Source organism: Cyclobacterium qasimii M12-11B (assembly GCF_000427295.1).
Taxonomy (GTDB): domain Bacteria; phylum Bacteroidota; class Bacteroidia; order Cytophagales; family Cyclobacteriaceae; genus Cyclobacterium; species Cyclobacterium qasimii.
Genome location: NZ_ATNM01000202.1, coordinates 18,875 through 36,894, shown reverse-complemented (window position 1 = coordinate 36,894; position 18,020 = coordinate 18,875). Strand labels below are relative to the sequence as shown.

At 38.2% G+C, this 18,020-nt stretch carries 16 protein-coding genes; 5 read left to right on the top strand and 11 right to left on the bottom strand.

From position 1 onward, the window contains the following. Nucleotides 1-49: 49 nt before the first annotated feature. The 7 genes from ADICYQ_RS26480 to proB all read right to left on the bottom strand — a co-directional run bounded on the left by ADICYQ_RS26480 (nucleotide 50) and on the right by proB (nucleotide 5,981). The gene (locus tag ADICYQ_RS26480) at nucleotides 50-904 is read right to left on the bottom strand and encodes a sensor histidine kinase (RefSeq protein WP_161625632.1); all 855 of its coding nucleotides are present in this window, start codon (nucleotides 902-904) and stop codon (nucleotides 50-52) included. Between the two features lie 2 nt (nucleotides 905-906). Continuing rightward, nucleotides 907-1,440: a hypothetical protein gene (locus ADICYQ_RS26475; protein ID WP_020892500.1), complete on the bottom strand. Its 534-nt coding sequence runs from the start codon at nucleotides 1,438-1,440 to the stop codon at nucleotides 907-909. Next, nucleotides 1,437-2,105 carry a response regulator transcription factor gene (locus tag ADICYQ_RS25410; RefSeq protein WP_020892499.1) on the bottom strand — a complete coding sequence of 223 codons (669 nt, stop codon included), beginning with the start codon at nucleotides 2,103-2,105 and terminating at the stop codon, nucleotides 1,437-1,439. Before ADICYQ_RS25410 ends, ADICYQ_RS26475 begins: the two co-directional genes overlap by 4 nt. Before the next feature lie 295 nt (nucleotides 2,106-2,400). After that, the gene (locus tag ADICYQ_RS29200; protein WP_235114926.1) at nucleotides 2,401-2,580 is read right to left on the bottom strand and encodes a hypothetical protein; all 180 of its coding nucleotides are present in this window, start codon (nucleotides 2,578-2,580) and stop codon (nucleotides 2,401-2,403) included. A gap of 2 nt (nucleotides 2,581-2,582) precedes the next feature. After that, nucleotides 2,583-3,065 carry a methyltransferase domain-containing protein gene (locus tag ADICYQ_RS25405; protein ID WP_235114924.1) on the bottom strand — a complete coding sequence of 161 codons (483 nt, stop codon included), beginning with the start codon at nucleotides 3,063-3,065 and terminating at the stop codon, nucleotides 2,583-2,585. A gap of 552 nt (nucleotides 3,066-3,617) precedes the next feature. Continuing rightward, nucleotides 3,618-4,868 (bottom strand): glutamate-5-semialdehyde dehydrogenase, encoded by a 1,251-nt coding sequence (locus tag ADICYQ_RS25400; protein WP_020892495.1) that lies wholly within the window; start codon nucleotides 4,866-4,868, stop codon nucleotides 3,618-3,620. A gap of 27 nt (nucleotides 4,869-4,895) precedes the next feature. Next, the gene (gene proB / locus ADICYQ_RS25395; protein ID WP_020892494.1) at nucleotides 4,896-5,981 is read right to left on the bottom strand and encodes a glutamate 5-kinase; all 1,086 of its coding nucleotides are present in this window, start codon (nucleotides 5,979-5,981) and stop codon (nucleotides 4,896-4,898) included. Between the two features lie 339 nt (nucleotides 5,982-6,320). Between proB and ADICYQ_RS25390 the strand changes: the two genes are divergently transcribed. The 4 genes from ADICYQ_RS25390 to ADICYQ_RS26470 all read left to right on the top strand — a co-directional run bounded on the left by ADICYQ_RS25390 (nucleotide 6,321) and on the right by ADICYQ_RS26470 (nucleotide 14,125). Continuing rightward, the gene (locus ADICYQ_RS25390) at nucleotides 6,321-7,679 is read left to right on the top strand and encodes an alanine/glycine:cation symporter family protein (RefSeq protein WP_040418202.1); all 1,359 of its coding nucleotides are present in this window, start codon (nucleotides 6,321-6,323) and stop codon (nucleotides 7,677-7,679) included. Next, nucleotides 7,676-8,782, top strand: a complete 1,107-nt coding sequence (locus ADICYQ_RS25385) for a glycerate kinase (protein WP_020892492.1) — start codon at nucleotides 7,676-7,678, stop codon at nucleotides 8,780-8,782. Before ADICYQ_RS25390 ends, ADICYQ_RS25385 begins: the two co-directional genes overlap by 4 nt. A 185-nt stretch (nucleotides 8,783-8,967) precedes the next feature. Next, nucleotides 8,968-11,001 carry an LruC domain-containing protein gene (locus ADICYQ_RS25380; RefSeq protein ID WP_020892491.1) on the top strand — a complete coding sequence of 678 codons (2,034 nt, stop codon included), beginning with the start codon at nucleotides 8,968-8,970 and terminating at the stop codon, nucleotides 10,999-11,001. 490 nt (nucleotides 11,002-11,491) lie between these two features. Next, the gene (locus ADICYQ_RS26470; RefSeq protein WP_161625631.1) at nucleotides 11,492-14,125 is read left to right on the top strand and encodes a histidine kinase N-terminal 7TM domain-containing protein; all 2,634 of its coding nucleotides are present in this window, start codon (nucleotides 11,492-11,494) and stop codon (nucleotides 14,123-14,125) included. Between the two features lie 59 nt (nucleotides 14,126-14,184). On the opposite strand, the gene ADICYQ_RS25370 is transcribed toward ADICYQ_RS26470, so the two are convergent. The 3 genes from ADICYQ_RS25370 to ADICYQ_RS25360 all read right to left on the bottom strand — a co-directional run bounded on the left by ADICYQ_RS25370 (nucleotide 14,185) and on the right by ADICYQ_RS25360 (nucleotide 16,054). Beyond that, nucleotides 14,185-14,505, bottom strand: coding sequence for a 2Fe-2S iron-sulfur cluster-binding protein (locus ADICYQ_RS25370; protein ID WP_040418201.1), 321 nt, complete (start codon nucleotides 14,503-14,505; stop codon nucleotides 14,185-14,187). A 15-nt stretch (nucleotides 14,506-14,520) separates the two neighbouring features. Continuing rightward, complete coding sequence (locus ADICYQ_RS25365) at nucleotides 14,521-15,525, bottom strand: NAD(P)/FAD-dependent oxidoreductase (RefSeq protein WP_020892488.1); 1,005 nt, start codon at nucleotides 15,523-15,525, stop codon at nucleotides 14,521-14,523. 94 nt (nucleotides 15,526-15,619) lie between these two features. Then, nucleotides 15,620-16,054: a MarR family winged helix-turn-helix transcriptional regulator gene (locus tag ADICYQ_RS25360; RefSeq protein ID WP_040418199.1), complete on the bottom strand. Its 435-nt coding sequence runs from the start codon at nucleotides 16,052-16,054 to the stop codon at nucleotides 15,620-15,622. A 176-nt stretch (nucleotides 16,055-16,230) separates the two neighbouring features. Between ADICYQ_RS25360 and ADICYQ_RS25355 the strand changes: the two genes are divergently transcribed. Continuing rightward, nucleotides 16,231-17,016 carry an SDR family oxidoreductase gene (locus tag ADICYQ_RS25355; RefSeq protein WP_020892486.1) on the top strand — a complete coding sequence of 262 codons (786 nt, stop codon included), beginning with the start codon at nucleotides 16,231-16,233 and terminating at the stop codon, nucleotides 17,014-17,016. Here ADICYQ_RS25355 and ADICYQ_RS25350 read toward each other — a convergent pair. Beyond that, entirely contained in the window at nucleotides 17,011-17,922 is a 912-nt protein-coding gene (locus tag ADICYQ_RS25350) for a c-type cytochrome (RefSeq protein ID WP_316929345.1), read from the bottom strand. The genes ADICYQ_RS25355 and ADICYQ_RS25350 overlap by 6 nt on opposite strands. Between the last annotated feature and the right edge of the window lie 98 nt (nucleotides 17,923-18,020).

Genomic DNA, 18,020 nt, shown 5'->3' with positions numbered 1-18,020 from the left:
TGGAAAAAGGTTTAGGCAATGCTAATCTTATTGCAAAATATAGGGTGTGCTAAGAATGTAGGATTGCAGGAGGGAAAAGAAGCACAATAGTGGTTCCTTTTCCTTTTTCGCTATGTATAGAAATATTTATCTTATATATATCACAAAGTTTTTTCACAATAGAAAGACCTAATCCTGCTCCATTGATGCGGCCTAGTTCATGGCTTCCTCCCCTAAAAAAAGGCTGGTAAATTTTTGCAAGATCGGCATCGGAAATGCCTATTCCCTGATCTACGATGTACAAATGGATTCCATCTGTTCCTTGCTCAAGAATCAGTTTGATTGTTTTCTCAACAGGAGAGTATTTTATCGCATTTTGAACAAGGTTCTCAATGATGATGGCAGTAGATTTTTCATTGGCATTAATGTACAACTTTTCATAGATCTTGTTTTCTAGTTGGATGGATCGATTTGGGTATTGTTCGCTGATAGAAGTTACAATATCACTTACTAAAAAAATCAAATCTACTTCTTCATCCACAGAAGCATTTTTTTGAAGCCTTGCTAAGGTCAATAATTGATCTAGTATTGCATTTAATTTGTCTATGATTACAATACCATCCTTTATTTTTTCAACATATTCTTCCTGTGGTCTTGGTTTTCGGATCAATACTTCAAAATTCCCTTTTAAAATCGCCAAGGGAGTTCTTAATTCATGGGAAGCATCAGAGGTGAATTGTTTTTCCCTCAAGACTCCTTTTTCTACCCGTTCCAATAGGTGGTTGATTGATACGGAGAGACTGTTGATTTCATCCTTGTAACGGGAGGAAGGGAGCCTTTCATTTAGGTTGTCCTTGGTGATTATTTCGGCTTTTTTCGTGATGTCGATAATGGGCTGTATGCTTCTTGAAGCAAGCCTTCTCAAGGTTAAGAAAAGGAATAACAACACAACAGGGTAAAGAATAAAAGAATGGTGCTTAGATTGGAAAGTAAAAGCTTTGAATCTTCAAATGAGGTTGCAAGCAAAAGGTAGCCTGAAAACTCATTATTGGTGAACAACTCCACTTGCATTTGCCTTATCTCTTGTCCATTTAGGGTAAGGTTAAAACCTTGGTTTTCTGAAGTAGTACCGGGTTTGAAATTCAGGTTATTGGTACCCAGATTGGGTGATTTGTCCATGGACTTCCCCTCCTTATCGACTATTTCGATAAAAATGGGATTGAAATTAATTTCATTGTGCTCTTCCTCTTCCCATTCCCCTTTATGCGCAAATTTTATTTGACCATTTTCAATCTTTATTTGATTGCCATGTTTATTCGTTTCATTTTCAAGGTTATTGTCTACATTATCTAAAACGGTAGATTTTACTACCATATAGATAAGGATAAATGAAACCAGGATCATCAGGGCAGAGGCCATGGTCAATTTGAACGAAATCCTGTTTTTGTAAGTCCTGTTCATTCCTCTTTGGCCATATATCCTACACCTCTAATGGTTTGGATGTAATTATTGTCTTTACTTAAGCCGAGCTTTTTTCTCAATGAATTGATAAATACATCGATCACGCCGGTGTCATAATCAAAGTGTATGTCCCATACACTTTCTATGATTCTGCTTCTTCGGCAAACTTTGTTTTTGTGGCGAAGGAGGTATTCCAAAAGGGCAAATTCTTTTTGGGTCAAAATCACTTCCTTCCCATTGGTTTCTACGCGATGATTTTCCGTAAATAAACTGATAGGCCCAAGTGTAAAACACAGTTGATCACCAGACTGGGATCTCAATTGTACTCTGATACGAGCCAGCAATTCTTCAAAATTAAATGGTTTCCGGATATAGTCATTTGCACCCGCTTGAAGGGCAAAGATGGCTTCATCTGAAGTGTCTTTGGCTGTTATAAACAAAATAGGGGTAGCTGGAAACTCTTTTCTAAACTGGCGGGTAACCTCTATACCACTTAGTCCCGGCACCATCCAATCTACCAAAAGGATATCATAATACCCCTCGAGTGCCATTTCTAATCCTATCCTGCCGTTATCTGCTACGTCTACCGCATAGGCTTCTTCTTCCAGGCCTTGCTTTAAAAAGCCTGAGATTCCAGGTTCATCCTCTATTATCAAAATCCTCATGCTGAATGAAGTTTATAAATCACTGCATATCATTTATTGGCCTTTTTGAAGTTTGCCAGGCAGGGGCGCTTGGTGCAATTACAAAACAAATAAACGATATCTTTCTTAAGATTGCCTTAAAATACCATTAAGGTAGTATAAAAATTAGCCCTAGAATACCCATCCAGCCGAATATAGCTTTCACAGTCCTTCAAATAGTGCTTTAATTCATCTTTTCGCCAGCAGTTTTTTCTGATCAGCCGAATCTTTAATTGAATTTAGCCTAGTCGCGTTCTTTTTTATTGATTCAGGATGCTTACTTGAAATTATGCGCCACAAAAGACTTGGTCATTCCCAAAAACTTCTCTTCCCACAAACTACATCCAGGAAATAAATTTTGCATGTCTTTTTTTGACAGTAGTAGTATCTCATCCAGGTACTGTTGTGCAGCCTCCTTTGTCCATTTTTGAAGCCTGCTCAACTTGGTTTTAGTCAAAATTAAGAATTGGGTTTTTTTGGTAGAAATTGAAAATAGGGCAATAAATAATGGGGCTCTATTATGAAATATTTATTTGGGGTTTGAACGTAAAAATTTTTACCAACTCGCATTGCTTCTTTTGCCATTTTGCGCTGTTGGTTTTCATTGTACAGGTGTTCTATGACGGAGTTAGAAAAAGCAATATCAAATGTATTGTCTCCGTACTTTGATAAATTGGTTGCATCACCATCCACTGACGTGAAATTTTGAAAATGGGTTTCTCTTGCGTCCAGGTTTAGTATGGTGATATGAATACTTCCAACATCATTTAAACCTGCATTTATCCAGAAATCTTCATAACCTCCAACATCCAGTATTTTTATTGGTTTGGGTAATTTCTCCAACTCCTTTTTGAAAAATATCATGCGTTTTTGTCGGAATTGGTTTCCTAAAGAATTACTATTTGAAGATTCATCAAAAACCCAATTAAATAATTTTCTCATGGTGATCGTTCGTAACTTGAAAATAGATTAACTCCCTACTGCATGGCGGTTCATTTCCGATAAAGGATAGCTGAGTTTTTTATATAATATATAATATTATTTTATACTCCTTCGTGGATGTGTTTAACTATATGATTTTAAAAATGTTTTATATAGTTCGTGTATAATTGATTTTATACAGTTAGAAATAACAAAATTGAAGCCATAAATACAAAATAGCGTTTATAAATTTGTATAGGAACGCGCGATCAAATAAAAGGCAATGGCTTTTTTTGTATTGCATAAACCCACATTGGAAAAAAAAGTTTTTTAACTGATATAGAATCAGTTAAAAATGTTATTGCTTAATTGATAGGGTAATGGAAAAAGGGAATTCAATCGGTTGTAAAAATCCGATGTGTATTAGATTAACTGTTTGATGGGTTCAAACGAGTGTTTTTAAATAAAAAAAGTAGGGTTGAAGGATGAAAATTTGTGAAAAGGAAATGAAAGTCAGCTTAACTCTTTCGCAGACAATCCACTTTCCTTTTCACCTAAAGACTTCCTCTTTATCTAAGCCCTGGTTTGCCCTTTTCCTCTAATTACCCATTTATAGGATGTCATTTCTTCTAATCCCATAGGGCCTCTGGCATGAAGTTTTTGCGTACTAATACCGATTTCGGCACCTAAGCCAAACTGAGCACCATCGGTAAAGGCCGTGGAAGCATTGGCGTATACTGCTGCCGCATCTACTGCTCTCAGAAAATGGTCAATTGTTTTCTCATCTTCAGCAATGATGGCTTCGCTGTGCTTGCTACTGTATTTTGATATATGTTCTAGTGCTTCTTCTATATCATCTACTACTTTTAGGGACATTGTCATGGAAAGAAATTCCGTCCCAAAGTGTTCTTCCTTGGCATGGTGGAGTAAGTTTTCAGGATATTTCCCCTCCAATTCTTCATAAGCCTTTTCATCTGCATAGATAGTTACTTCCTTTTTTGCCAGTGGCAAGGTCATTGCCTCCAAATCATCCATTCGGCTTTGATGAACCAATAGACAGTCGAGTGCATTGCATACACTTACCCGTCTGGTTTTGGCATTAAGAATTATTTCAGTGCCTTTTTTAAGGTCCGCAGATTTGTCAAAATAAGTATGAACAATACCAGCTCCGGTTTCTATAACAGGGACTTTGGAGTTTTCTCTAACATAGTCGATAAGTCCCTGGCTTCCCCTTGGAATGATCATGTCTACAAAACCTACTGCTTGTAGCAAGGCTTTGGTTGCCTCTCTTCCTGCTGGTAAAAGACATACGATATCCGTAGAAACTTTGTTCTTTTTCAGTACTTTATGAATAACATCTAAAATACAGGCATTGGAGGCATACGCATCTGAACCTCCTTTAAGTACTAAAGCATTTCCTGTTTTAAGACACAAGCTAAAAACATCAAAGGTAACATTGGGTCTGGATTCATATATGATGCCTATTACGCCAATAGGAACCCTAATTTTTTTTAATTCTAATCCATTGGCCAAGGTTCTTTCTGAAATAAGATCTCCTAGTGGGGTATCCAGCTTGGCCACATTGATAAGGTCACTAGCGATTCCTTCCAACCTTTCCTCAGTCAATTTAAGACGGTCGTATTTGGGGTCATTAGGATTCATTCGGTCCAGATCCTCTTGATTGGCATCGAGGATTTCTGGAGTATATTTTATGGCTGCCATCGCCAAGTCATCTAGGATTTTGTTTATTTTATCTTCCGATAGGAGGGAGAGCCCCCTGCTTGCTTCCAGTGTTTTTGAAAAGATGTTTTCCTGGTTGTCCATAACTACTATTGTTTATACCGATAGGTATCAGTTTAATTCAGAAATGTAAAGGTAATCATAATGTATCAATGGTTTCTGACCAGTAAGTCCAATTTTTTCGTTGGCAGTTTTGGCATTGTATTCGGCTTTTCCGAGACCCAGTCTGTTTCCAGCCGGATCTACTATTCGGATAATATCCCCTTTTAGAAATTCTCCTTTAATGGATAAAATCCCGACTGGCAATAAGCTGGTTATTTTATCCGATTCCAAGGCTTTTTGAGCCCCTTCATTAATGGTAACCTCACCTTTGGAATAATTTTCACTATGGGCGATCCATTTTTTATGATTGTCTTTAGATTTTCCTGGTTCAAAGTAGGTGCATTTAAGCTCCTTGTTGAAATAAGCGACGAGTACATTGTCCTTCTTTCCATTGGCAATCAACACTTCAATGCCAAGATTGGCAGATTTTTTTGCCATGGTCATTTTTGTAAGCATTCCACCACGTCCGAAAGAGGATTTATGGGTGGATATATATTGGCTCAAATCAGGCATTTTTTGCCCTACAAAGGTTATCAGCTCAGAGGATGGGTCAGCAGGATGGCCTTTATAAATTCCGTCAACATTGGTAAGCAACAGCAAACTATCAGCATCTATCATGGCTGCTACCAGTCCTGCAAGTTCGTCATTATCTGTAAACATTAATTCCGTTACAGCAACGGCATCATTTTCGTTAATTACAGGGACCACGTTGTTTTTTAACAAACCATCGAGGCAATTTTTCATATTGAGATAATGCGTCCTGTCTCGAAAATCCTCTTTTGTAACCATTAGCTGCGCAATAGGATGTCCGTATTGGGAGAACAATTCCTTATAGCGTCGGATTAATTCTATTTGCCCGATGGCTGCCCAAACCTGTTTTTTGGATATTGCATCGGTTTTTGGCGTCAGCGGCAAAGATTTTCTTCCAAATGCAACAGCACCTGAGGTGACCAATACCACTTTCACACCTTTCTCCAAAAGGAAGACCATTTGATCCACCAGGCTTGCCATTCTGTTTAGGTCGGGACTACCATCCTCCATGGTGAGTACATTGGAACCTATCTTGATGACGATGGTATTGGTTTTAAACTTCATTGTCTGTTTGAATTATAGAATAAATGCAAAATTAGTAAGATTCATTAAATAGACTAACTATCAAAATTCATTTATTGAAGCCAAACCCTGGTAATTAATCTGTATTTAATAAAGAGATTGACCAATATGCCCTTGAAAGGGTTGCAATTACAAGGGAATCAGCTCGTTCTATTTTTTTTCAAAGGTAAAGCGATAGTTGGATTGATAATTAGAGCGATTGATTGATTTTAAAGTGATTTCAGCAGCTCATAGAATGTCTATTGCATATTTCGGGTTTAGGTATTTATTGATTACTTTGTACACTTTAAGGCAATTGTTTACAGAAAAATCATATCACTTTTGGGAGAGGGAATTATAGCATTTAGTAATTGGATTTGGGGTACTCCATTGTTGCTTCTTTTGATGGGCGGCGGTTTTTTCATGTTGATTTATTCTCGTCTTATCCCCTTCAGAGGCCTAAGACATGCAATGAAAGTGGTAGGGGGGAAATACGATGATCCAAATGCTACAGGAGACATTACCTCTTTGCAGGCTTTGTCCTCAGCAATAGCAGCTACAGTAGGATTGGGGAATATTAGCGGCGTTGCACTGGCCATTAGTACAGGTGGACCAGGGGCTATATTTTGGATGTGGATATCTGCTTTTGTGGGCATGGCCACCAAGTTTTTCACCTGTACACTTGCCATCATGTACAGAGGGAAAGATTCATCTGGACATGTTCAGGGAGGTCCTATGTATGTCATAGAAGAAGGAATGGGAAAAAAATGGCGCTTTCTTTCTGTGATTTTTTGTGTAGCAGGGATTATGGGCTTATTGGCTATTTTCCAGGCAAATCAATTGACAGAGGTCTTAAGGGTAGTAATGTTGAAACCGCTTGGACTGGATTATGGACAACCTACACGATGGATAATTGGCATCACGATGATGCTTTTAGTCGCAATAGTCATTTTGGGTGGAATCCAAAGAATAGCAAAAGTTGCCTCCAGGCTTGTGCCTTTTATGGTAATTATGTATTTCCTGGGTGTATTTGTTATCTTATATAAAAACATGGGAGAAGTGCCGGAGATGTTGTGGTATATTCTTGAAGATGCATTCACAGGCAAGGCTGTTTTAGGAGGTGCTGTAGGTCAAGTGATCATCACCGGCGCAAGAAGGGCGGCTTTCTCAAATGAGGCCGGTATTGGTACCGCCCCTATGGTTCATGGGGCTTCTAAAACGGATGAACCTGTAAGAGAAGGTTTGATAGCCATGTTGGGGCCATTTATAGATACAATTGTCGTGTGTACCCTTACTGCCTTGGTAATCATGGTGACGGGCGTATGGAAAACAGGAGAGCAAAATGGTGTTTTACTTACCCTGGCGGCATTTGAACAGGGATTGCCTGGATTAGGCAAGTATATATTGGTGGTAGCTGTGCTTGTCTTTGCACTTTCTACCATGTTCACTTATTCTTATTATGGTCACAAATGCTTCAATTATCTCTTTGGGGCAGATAAAGCTAACTACTACAATTATTTCTACCTGATCACCATTGTTGGCGGTGCGGTCACTTCCCTAAGTGTAGTCATGAGTTTTGTGGATGGCATGTATGCAATTATGGCTTTCCCAACGATGATTTCAGCCATCTACCTTTCACCAAAAGTAGTAGCGGCAACAAAAGATTATTTTCGGAGAATGAAAAGTATGGACAAGGAATGAATTGGTTAATAGCACCTAATGCATTTAAAGGAAGCCTGGAGGCGGATGATGCAGCAGACATCATTCAAGAGCTAATCCAAGCAAGAAACAAAGAAGATATTGTGAATACTGCACCCATCGCTGATGGCGGAGATGGAACATGTTATTTACTTAATCAACAGTTGGGCCTAGAGAAGTTTTATGCCCGTGTTAGCGATCCACTCGGAAGAGCCGTGGATGGGTTCTTTGGTTATGATCCAATTACTGAGACTGCATACCTGGATGTTTCCACTGTTTCAGGTATCAAATGGCTTTCACCAAGTGAGCTAAATCCTTGGCTAAGCAGCTCTTTTGGAACTGGGGAATTGATACTAGAAGCAATTACCAAAGGAGCTAAAAACATTGTATTGGGCTTAGGAGGGAGTGCCACAGTAGATATGGGTACAGGTATATTGGCGGCCCTGGGTATTATTTTTCTGGATGAAGAGGAGAATGAATTGTCTCCTTTTAGCGCTCAATTCCTTCAAAAAATTAAACGCATACAAATTAATGAGAACATCCCATCGGTAACTTTTACTTGTCTTTGTGATGTGAGCAATCCTTTTTTTGGAGACAAGGGAGCAATCCCTGTTTTTGGACCTCAAAAGGGTTTAAAGCCTGAGGACCATTCATTATTCGTGGAGTCAGCAAAAGATGTTTACCACCTTTTTGAAAAAGTAAGTGAAAATGCCATTCATGACCAACCAAGTTTTGGTGCTGCGGGAGGTATTGCTTTGGGTTTAAGTGCGTTCTTTCCAACAAAGATGGCGCAAGGTGCTCAGTTTTTCTTTGAGAAAATAGGGATTGAAAAAATGATAGCAAATGTTGATGTGATTGTCACGGGAGAGGGGAGGTATGATAGCCAGTCCGCAGATGGTAAAGGAAGTTTTGAATTACTTCAATTGGCCAGAAAGCATAACAAAAAGGTATGGCTGATCACATCAGGAAATGAAGCTGATGAAGCAGGTTTTGATGAAGTCATAAAGTTGGCTAACATGGATTTCAATCTTCCAAATATAAAAAATACCGCTATAGATAATTTAAAAATTGCAGTTATAGAAAAGCTTAACGAAAAGGGGTTGTAAAATTTATTTTTTAGATATAAAATAGTATAAAAAGGTTTATCTATTGTCTGAACTACATATTTCATTTTATTAAAGGTGGAGTTTATTTTTGGGTGATTTGCTAGATGAAAAACATAAAAACAAATACTTTTTAAGTAGTATATTTGGAGCACTCAGCAAGAGTTATTTTTAAAACTATTTTTATTATGAAAAACAACAGCTTATTCCTGATCATATGGATAGTGGCAACACTATTTTCCTGTGATCCAAATGATGACATGCCTGATCCAGGCGCAGAAGTTGGTTATCTTGGCATGACCCTTCCCGCAGGTTTTGATTTCTCTACTACCAAAACAGTAGCGTTTAATCTCTCGGCTATAAGCCGAGACAAAAGCCCTATTCCCTTTGTCGTTTATAAAATTTATGACAACAATCCTCTGAAAGAGGGTGAGTTATTGCAAACTGTTCGCCTGAATGAGGAAGGCAGTGCTACCGTATTTATCGAACTTCCCAGCTATCAAGAGGAGTTGTGGGTAAGCTCTAGTTATATTGGAGTGGAACCAGTGGCAATAGTGCAGGTGACAGGAAGCCAGGCTTCCTATAACTACAATGCTGCCAATCCGAGTGTTTTACCTGATTCGTTTTATGAAATCGATGAGGAGAATGCCAATGCTAGAATAGCAGCAGCAAATGAAGACTTCCTAACATTGGGTACATGGAATAATCAGGGTAAACCATCTTACCTGTTGGAGGCGGATAAAATTTCCAATGAGTTACTAAAAAATATCAATTCTAGTCTGCCGGAGCGGTCAGATGTAAGAAAGCATAACCCTGAGGCTTTGGACGAAAAGTACAAACGGGAGTTGTATGTAAGTGAAGATGCGGAAGTATGGGTTACCTACGTCCATACTGGCGGGAGTTACCGCAATTCTATTGGTTACTATTACTACAAAGAAGGAGAGGCACCAAAAACTGCTTCAGAGATTAAGAATAAAACCATTATTTTCCCTAATGCTCAGAACGGTGTCTTGAGCTCTGGTGACAAAGTAAAGCTTAATGGTCCTATGGATGGTGCTTTTGAGAAAGGTACTTATATCGGTTGGTTTTTGATTTCAAATGGCTGGCAAAGCAACAAAGTGTCCAATGGTAATGGCGTCTTTTATGCGGACAAGGACCTTAATACAGAAATCAAAACAGTGTCATTAAGGGATCAAATGGTGTTTTTGTACGACGCATCAGAAAAACTTCTGTTAATGGGTTGGGAAGATATCCGAAGAGATTCTGGAACCTGCGATCATGACTTTAATGATGTGATATTTTACGCTTCCTGGAACCCTATAACTAGCGTGGAGGTAACAGATTATGTGCCTATCGATACTGATGAGAAGGACCAGGATGAGGATGGTGTATCAGACTACCAAGACGAATATCCTGATGATCCAGATAGGGCTTTTAACAACTACTCTCTGGGAGCAAATACTTTTGGAACACTATTGTTCGAAGACCTTTGGCCTAGTTTCGGAGATTATGACATGAATGATTTGGTTATAGATTATAATGTCAACGAAATATCAGATGGTAATAATCGTATCAAGGAAATTCAGGTAATTACAGTAGTACGTGCAACTGGAGCAGGTTACAGAAATGGATTTGGTATACAATTGCCTGTTACTGCAGATCAAGTAGCAAGTGTAGAGGGAACCAGATTAAAAACAGGGAAAATCAAAACTTCCTCAAGCGGTGTAGAGCAAGAGCAAAGTTTGGCTACAGTGATTATTATGGACGATGTAAATGAAAAGTTACCATTCCTGGCAAACGTTAATTCTGATAATGCTCATCACGAAGAAGATACGGTGAAGGTTAATATCGTATTCAAAGAGGCCATTCGAAAAGCTGATTTGGGTACCGCACCTTATAATCCATTTATGATTATCAATCAAGAAAGAGGTAGGGAGGTTCACCTAATGGACAAGCAACCTACAGATTTGATGGATAAGGAATTGTTTATGACTGGTGATGACATCAGTTCCATTGGCAAAGGAAAATATTACACAAGTTCCAAAGGGTTTAACTGGGCGCTTCATATCCCTAAAAGTATACCCTATACTCAGGAAAAAGTGGACTTCACTAAAGCCTACAGTAAGTTTTCAGACTGGGCAAAATCCGGAGGAGTATCCTATTTAGATTGGTATTTGGATACTGACGGCCAAATAAATTCAGATGCTATTTATAAAAAATAGTTTAATCATAAAAGAAAGCCTTCCCAAGTTATGGGAGGGCTTTCTTAATGAGTCAAACCATTAAAAGAGATCATTTTTTGATAAAATTTCCCGGAGTCTTACAATGATTTTTGTTTTTATCTCCAGAGCTTAAGTGAATATTTATTGTCATTAAACGATTGCTAATACGCTGTGTACAATTTTTGAAAGTTGATTTCCAAGAGCTGTTTTGAGTAATAGTGTAAAGCGAATTATATGCTATAGGGAGAGCCTTTATAATGGTAAACCAAAATTGAAGGAATTGATATTTTTTTGCCTTATAAACCTTTGACTAGTAGATTTTTTGATTTTTGAGCCCTTTATTTATAGAATTATCTAATAAATATTGATTCAATTATAATGAAAGCTACTAAAAAAATCAAAGTAAAAAGATGACTCAATTGTGTAAAAATTGGCTATAAAAGTTTATATTTCAATATTGTTCTTATGTTTTTTTATTATGCTATCATCTTTGAATTTTAATCTAGTGTTGTTTTTATTGGTGGTGGTGGCCATTGCACCTGTTTTGCTTATTCTATTCATAAAAAAGGATGAGCAAGGCAAGGCATCTACCTATTTCTCTGCCTTAATGATTGCGTGTTTTGTCTATTCTATTTCAAATGTTTTTGAATTGATGATGACAACCACTTCCTTAAAACTATTAATGTATAAGGGAATGTATGTTGGGGCGGTTTCATTTGCACCATTAGCGCTCTTGTTTACCTTGGTTTATACGGAAAGGGAAAAATGGATCACTCAAAACAGACTGTACTTGTTGTTTTTAGTGCCTGCGATAAACATCCTATTGGTATGGACAAATGATTACCATACCTTTTTTTATAGCTCATTTGAGCTAATAAAGAATGGGGACTTTGAATTTATGGTGACTGGTAAAGGCTTTGGCTATTGGCTTCATCAATCCTATACCTTGCTTTTATTATTTGTCAGTTTGTATATTTTATTGAAAAGGACAAAGGAAGTTCCTCCTTATGATTCCCGACAAGTATACATGGTGATCTTAGGTCTATGCTTTCCATTATTGGTTTATTTATTGTACTTGACAAGTGTGGGGCCTGTAATGATTGACTACATTACTTTCAGTTTTCTGGGTACTGGTCTGTTTTTTTATTTAGGATTGACCCGATACAACCTTTTTAAAATTGCTCCTATTGCCTATAGAACTTTGTTTGACAACATGCAGGAAGGCGTTTTGGTTACTGACACTTCAGGGGCATTAATTACCCTGAATCTCGCAGCTGCCAATATGCTAGAGTTAAAAACCATTAACCAAAATGTTGCTTTAGAGGTCATAGAGAAAGGATGGCCGGAAATTCACGAGTTGATTGTAAGCTCAGAGGACTACCGAATGATTGAATTTTCTTGTGAGAAAGAGGATTATTTAAACTGGTACCTTGTTTCCAAGTCATCCATAAAGGGGCACAATAGAAAAGTAGTTGGCAGTATTATATTGTTAAGAGACATCACTCAAGAAAAGCTTTTTCAATTTGAAATCCAACGGTCAAGAGAAGAGGCGGAAGAGGCCAACCGTGCTAAAAGTGAGTTCTTAGCCAACATGAGCCATGAGATAAGGACGCCATTAAATGGTGTTATTGGATTTACGGAACTGCTTTCCAATACACAATTGAATGACCAACAAAGTAAGTATGCAAATACTGCTTTGAATTCAGCCAATGCCTTATTGGATTTAATTAATGATATTCTTGACCTGGCAAAAATTGAATCGGGAAAATCAGAAACGAACATTAAGGAGTTACACCTTTATGAGCTGCTTGAAACTATTCTAGATGTCTTGAGCTTTCAGGCCCACAAAAAAGGATTGGAATTGATCCTTGATTTGGACCCAAGGATTGGAGACGTCATAGAGACGGACGAATTGAAACTTAAGCAAGTCCTAATAAACTTACTTAATAATGCCCTGAAGTTTACCGAAAAAGGTCATGTAATCCTCAAATTGAGCTTGTTAAATTCTGAAAGTGAAGAAAATCATGAACAATTAAACATTAGGTTCTCTGTTTCAGACAGTGGAATTGGTATCCCAAAAGGTAAACAGCAATTAATTTTTGATGCTTTCTCTCAAGCAGATTCTTCTACAACAAAGAAATTTGGGGGAACAGGTTTGGGTTTAACAATCTCAAATAAATTGCTTAAACTATTGAATAGTTCTGTTCAACTGAAGAGTGAAATAGGAGTGGGGAGTGATTTTTATTTTGACCTAAAAGTCAAAACCGTGAATTTCAAAAATCAGGAGGAAGACCTTTCGGAACTTGATGAAGTTTTGGTGATAGATGGAAACGAAGTTTCTGGAAATGTTCTTAAAACTTATTGTGAGCATTTCAAGATGAAGGTCATCAGTGTAGGTACTGTGACAGATGCCTTCTTTGTGTTGGAAAGCAATTTGAATATAGGTCTTGTGATTCTAAACAACAGCCTTCTCGGGAAAAATAGTGTTTGGACCATGCAAAAGATGATGGTCATCGTAGAGGATAGGCCTAAACAAGTGGAATTTGTTGCTGCTGTAGGGAGTATCGAACAGGAAACCATTATGAAGTCCTACCGGTCTATTGGCTGTGAAGCTTTTTTATTCAAACCTGCTACGCCGGCAAAAATGGAACGATTGTTTAAAGGACTTATGAAAATTAGTACTGTTAAACAAGATTTTCCTAAAGAACAAAATGGTTATTCAATGCCTTTAAAAGCCAAGGATCCATTTAAATTATTAATAGCAGAGGACAATGCAGTAAACCGTATGTTGGTTAAGATTTACATGGAAAAGTTGGATCCCCATGCTATAATTATGGAAGCTGAAAACGGTGAGGAGGCTTTGGAATTTCTTAAGTCTTCAAGCAAGCCTGACTTGGTAATTACGGATATTAATATGCCTAAATTAGATGGCTATGAATTGCTCAAAGCGATTAGGTCCAAGCCTAGCACCATTCAGATTCCTGTCATAGGCTTTACTGCCAATGCCTTCCAAAGTGCGGAAGAAGAGATAAAAAATGCGGGATTTAATGGGTTTCTTACAAAACCAGTTGTTCAGGAAAAATTCAGAAAAGTAGTTATGAAATGGCTGAAAAATAGCAATTAGCCTCCTTGTAAATAAAAAACCAAGAGGGCGTTGATTGGATCAGGCCCTCTTGGTTTTGATTAATTGTCTTCTCCTCTTAGTTTTACTACTGCACCTTCGAGTTCCTCACTTATTCTTATCTGGCAGGCCAGTCTACTAGTGGGGTAATACTCCGGTAATGCTTCCAATTGATCCAATTCCACATCAGAGGCATCGCCTAGCCCTTCTTTGCCTTCCAAGACTTCAATATGGCAGGTTGCACACAATGCCATTCCACCACATGTAGCCAAAACTGGATATTCGGATGCTTTTAATATTTCCATTAAACTCAAGCCCATATCATCTGGGGCTTCTATACTCTGGCGATTGCCAGCGTGATCTTCTACTGTGAATGTAACCATTTTGCAAAAATACGATTAAAATGAATTTACACCATTAACAGTAGTGTATTTAAAGCTTAATTTCTGATCAGGATACACAAATTTAAATGCAGAATGCATCATAATGGCAGCTTCATGGAATCCACAAAGGATCAATTTCAATTTACCTGGGTAAGTATTGATGTCACCAATGGCGAAAATTCTATCTACTCCTGTAGAATAATCTCGGGTATCAACCTCTATTGCATTTCTGTCTATGGTCAAGCCCCAATCCGCTATTGGTCCTAATTTTGGACTCAAGCCAAATAAGGGGATAAGGTAATCTGTTTCAATTGAAAACTGAGATTTACTTTTGTCCTCTAAATAAACAGTATCTAAGTGACCATTTCCTCCCAATTTTTTAAGATTAGCAGATAAAATAAGGTCTATTTTGCCTTCATTGGCCAAATTAAATACTTTCGATGCAGAATCAGGCGCTCCTCTGAAAGTTTCGTTCCTGTGTACCAAGGTTACTTTTTCTGCTATATCAGAAAGGTAAATAGCCCAGTCCAAAGCAGAATCACCACCTCCGGCTAAAATTACTTTTTTGTCCCTGAATTGTTCTGGGTTTTTCACCATATAGGTTACTCCTTTGCCTTCAAATTCAGCCAGGTTTTCCAATACAGGTTTACGAGGCTCAAAACAGCCCAATCCACCAGCTATGATCACTACCTGAGCATGTACCTGAGTCTTGTCACTTGTGGTAAGGATATAAGACCCATCGGTTTGTTTGCTAAGATGGTCAACACGTTCTCCTAAAGAAAATGTAGGCTTAAATGGCTTGATTTGCTCCATTAGATTGTCTACCAATTCCTGGGCTTTTACCTCAGGGTATCCTGGTATATCATATATAGGCTTCTGTGGATAGATCTCCGAAAGTTGTCCTCCTACTTGTGGCAAGGCGTCTATCAAATGGCAGCGCATTTTTAATAAACCTGCTTCAAAGACAGCAAATAAGCCAACTGGGCCTGCTCCAATAATGCAAATGTCAGTAGTAATCATCTTTTAGTCGATTTTTATGTGTTAACCTCTTTAAAAGTCAATAGTTTGTGCAAATATAATTAGTATAACAACTAATATTAAGTAACTGTTAGATTTATTCTGCTAGATTATTGTAAATCGTATTTAGAATTCGTTTGAATTCACCGAAATCTTTTTCATCCAGATTCTCCCAAGCCTTTTGCCTGATGGATGCTATTTGGGGTTTGAGGTCTTTTACCTTGTCTTTTCCTTCCTGAGTAAGGTGCAACTGATAGCTCCTTCTGTCTTCGGGATGTTGAATCCTTTCTAAATAGCCCTTTTTGCAAAGAATGTCAACAATCCTTGTCAAGGTTGGGTGATCTTTGAAAACCAAATGGGCCAATTCTGTCTGGCTCAGCCTTTCATTTTCATCTAAGTTTTTCAAAACCAGCCATTGGTCCACAGTAATGTCAAATTCCTTTAACTTGAACTTTTGCTGTGCGTATTGCTTGACCTTCCTTGCGGTTCGGTCCAGCAAAAATGAATATTTGCTAAATTGCTCGTATGTCATGCCAATTATTAGTACGACAAATATAATTAATAATTTAAATACAATCCCAACAAACCCTACAAAAAAGATAGGATTTGTTGAATTAAGAATAAATTACTTCAAATGAAGGTGATTTGAGCATTGATTTTTTTAATTTTAAATTGAATATCAAAAATTAACAACCAATTGTCATTACCATGAAAATCGACTTAAAAGGATACCAAGCAGTAGTAGGAGGAGCAACAAGAGGATTAGGACTTGCTACAGCCCAACAATTGGCAGCATGTGGCGCTTCCGTCACCCTTCTTGCCAGAAATAAAGAAAAGCTGGAAGCTGCTAAAAACACCTTGGACGTAAGTGATGGCCAACAGCACAACTACCTGGAAGTCGACTTTGCGAATTTTGAGTCTTTTAGAGCCGCCACTGACAAATTTTTCGCTGGTAAAAAAGTAGATATATTGGTAAACAATACCAATGGGCCAGCAGCAGGTTCTGTCATTCAAAAAACCACTGAGGATTACCAACAAGCTTTTGACCTGCTTTTCAAAACCTACCATCACCTGAGCCATCTGCTTTTGGATGGGATGAAGGAAAGAGGATTCGGTAGGATTCTTAATGTTTCCTCAGTTACAGTTAAGGAGCCTTTAGCCAATCTTATATTGTCCAACACCATGCGTACCGCCGTTGTAAGCTGGGCCAAATCCTTGTCTAAAGAAGCTGCACCTTTTGGGATTACAGTGAATACTGTGCTTACTGGTTCCTTCGAAACCGAAAGAATCGAATCCTTGATTAGAAGCCAATCGCAGGAAACGGGTGAAGATTTTGAGGGTTTATTGAATCAGAAAAAACAGGCCATACCAGCAAAAAGGTTTGGTCAGCCGGAAGAATACGGTTACCTGATGGCTTTTCTGGCCTCTCCTTTTGCTGGTTATATCAATGGTGCAAGTATTCCTATTGACGGTGGGGCTTTAAACTGCTTATAAGCTTTCTGCTTTTAAGAATTTGTTGACTTGGTTTTCTACAGGTTTCAAGGATTGCAGGTAGGTGTAAATAGCGCCCAGGTCTTCTACCGTCATCCCGGCATACATGTTCCATGGCATAATGGTTTGCATTTCTCCAGCTTGAATTTTATTGAGCTTGTTCCTGTCTTCAAATTGTTTAAACCTTTCGATAAATTGGTCCTTAGTCCAATTTCCTAAGCCGGTTTTATGCGGCGTGAGGTTGGAACTTGTGAGTATGTTGCCATCTGGCATATTAAAAACCCTGCCACCTGCAAGGTGTTCACCGGTATATTCACCATTTTCAAATTGGGTATGACAATCATTACATGCGGAAGCATTTACCAGGTATTTACCGTAGGCAATTGCATCCGTAGCCGGAGGTCTTGTAGATAATTCGGCCCTTTGTGGCATGGTCCTCATGATTAAGCTAAATGGAAAATCAGCCACAGATGCGGGCTGTTTCTTTTCAATGGGGGCCAAAGTTCGAATATAGCTGATGACTGAAAGTAGGTCTTCTTTGTCCATTTTTCCATAATTCGCATAAGGCATAATGGGAAAGATGGGATTTCCATCCTTTTTGACTCCGGTAGTAATCAACCTGAAGAGTTCACCATCGGTATAGCTTTTTAAGAAGGTAGGGGTAATGTTAGGGGAAATAAATGTTCCTGGGAAGCCTAATGAATGGTCAAATAACTCGCCTCCTGAACCTTCGGTTCCGGGAATTGGAGGGCCACTAAATAAGCTGAAATCCCTTTGGGAATGACAGTCAATACAAACCATCACATGGTTGGCGAGATATTTACCCCGATTCAGTGTTTCAGAGGTGGTGGATAGCTTCATGTTCTCAGGTGGATTGCCAACATTCGGCAATATCATCTGTAGATACACCAAAGAACCAATTATTAATATTATGAGGAATGAAAAAATAAAGAGGCCAAACTTTAAATAGCGATTCATACCTGGTGGAATTAAGGGTTAGGAGAATT

What these genes read in the sequence shown, in the direction of transcription:
- ADICYQ_RS26475 (WP_020892500.1), bottom strand. Translation starts at nt 1,440, where the DNA reads ATGAACAGGACTTACAAAAACAGGATTTCGTTCAAATTGACCATGGCC.
- ADICYQ_RS25410 (WP_020892499.1), bottom strand. Translation starts at nt 2,105, where the DNA reads ATGAGGATTTTGATAATAGAGGATGAACCTGGAATCTCAGGCTTTTTA.
- ADICYQ_RS25405 (WP_235114924.1), bottom strand. Translation starts at nt 3,065, where the DNA reads ATGAGAAAATTATTTAATTGGGTTTTTGATGAATCTTCAAATAGTAAT.
- ADICYQ_RS25400 (WP_020892495.1), bottom strand. Translation starts at nt 4,868, where the DNA reads ATGGACAACCAGGAAAACATCTTTTCAAAAACACTGGAAGCAAGCAGG.
- proB (WP_020892494.1), bottom strand. Translation starts at nt 5,981, where the DNA reads ATGAAGTTTAAAACCAATACCATCGTCATCAAGATAGGTTCCAATGTA.
- ADICYQ_RS25385 (WP_020892492.1), top strand. Translation starts at nt 7,676, where the DNA reads ATGAATTGGTTAATAGCACCTAATGCATTTAAAGGAAGCCTGGAGGCG.
- ADICYQ_RS25380 (WP_020892491.1), top strand. Translation starts at nt 8,968, where the DNA reads ATGAAAAACAACAGCTTATTCCTGATCATATGGATAGTGGCAACACTA.
- ADICYQ_RS25370 (WP_040418201.1), bottom strand. Translation starts at nt 14,505, where the DNA reads ATGGTTACATTCACAGTAGAAGATCACGCTGGCAATCGCCAGAGTATA.
- ADICYQ_RS25365 (WP_020892488.1), bottom strand. Translation starts at nt 15,525, where the DNA reads ATGATTACTACTGACATTTGCATTATTGGAGCAGGCCCAGTTGGCTTA.
- ADICYQ_RS25360 (WP_040418199.1), bottom strand. Translation starts at nt 16,054, where the DNA reads ATGACATACGAGCAATTTAGCAAATATTCATTTTTGCTGGACCGAACC.
- ADICYQ_RS25355 (WP_020892486.1), top strand. Translation starts at nt 16,231, where the DNA reads ATGAAAATCGACTTAAAAGGATACCAAGCAGTAGTAGGAGGAGCAACA.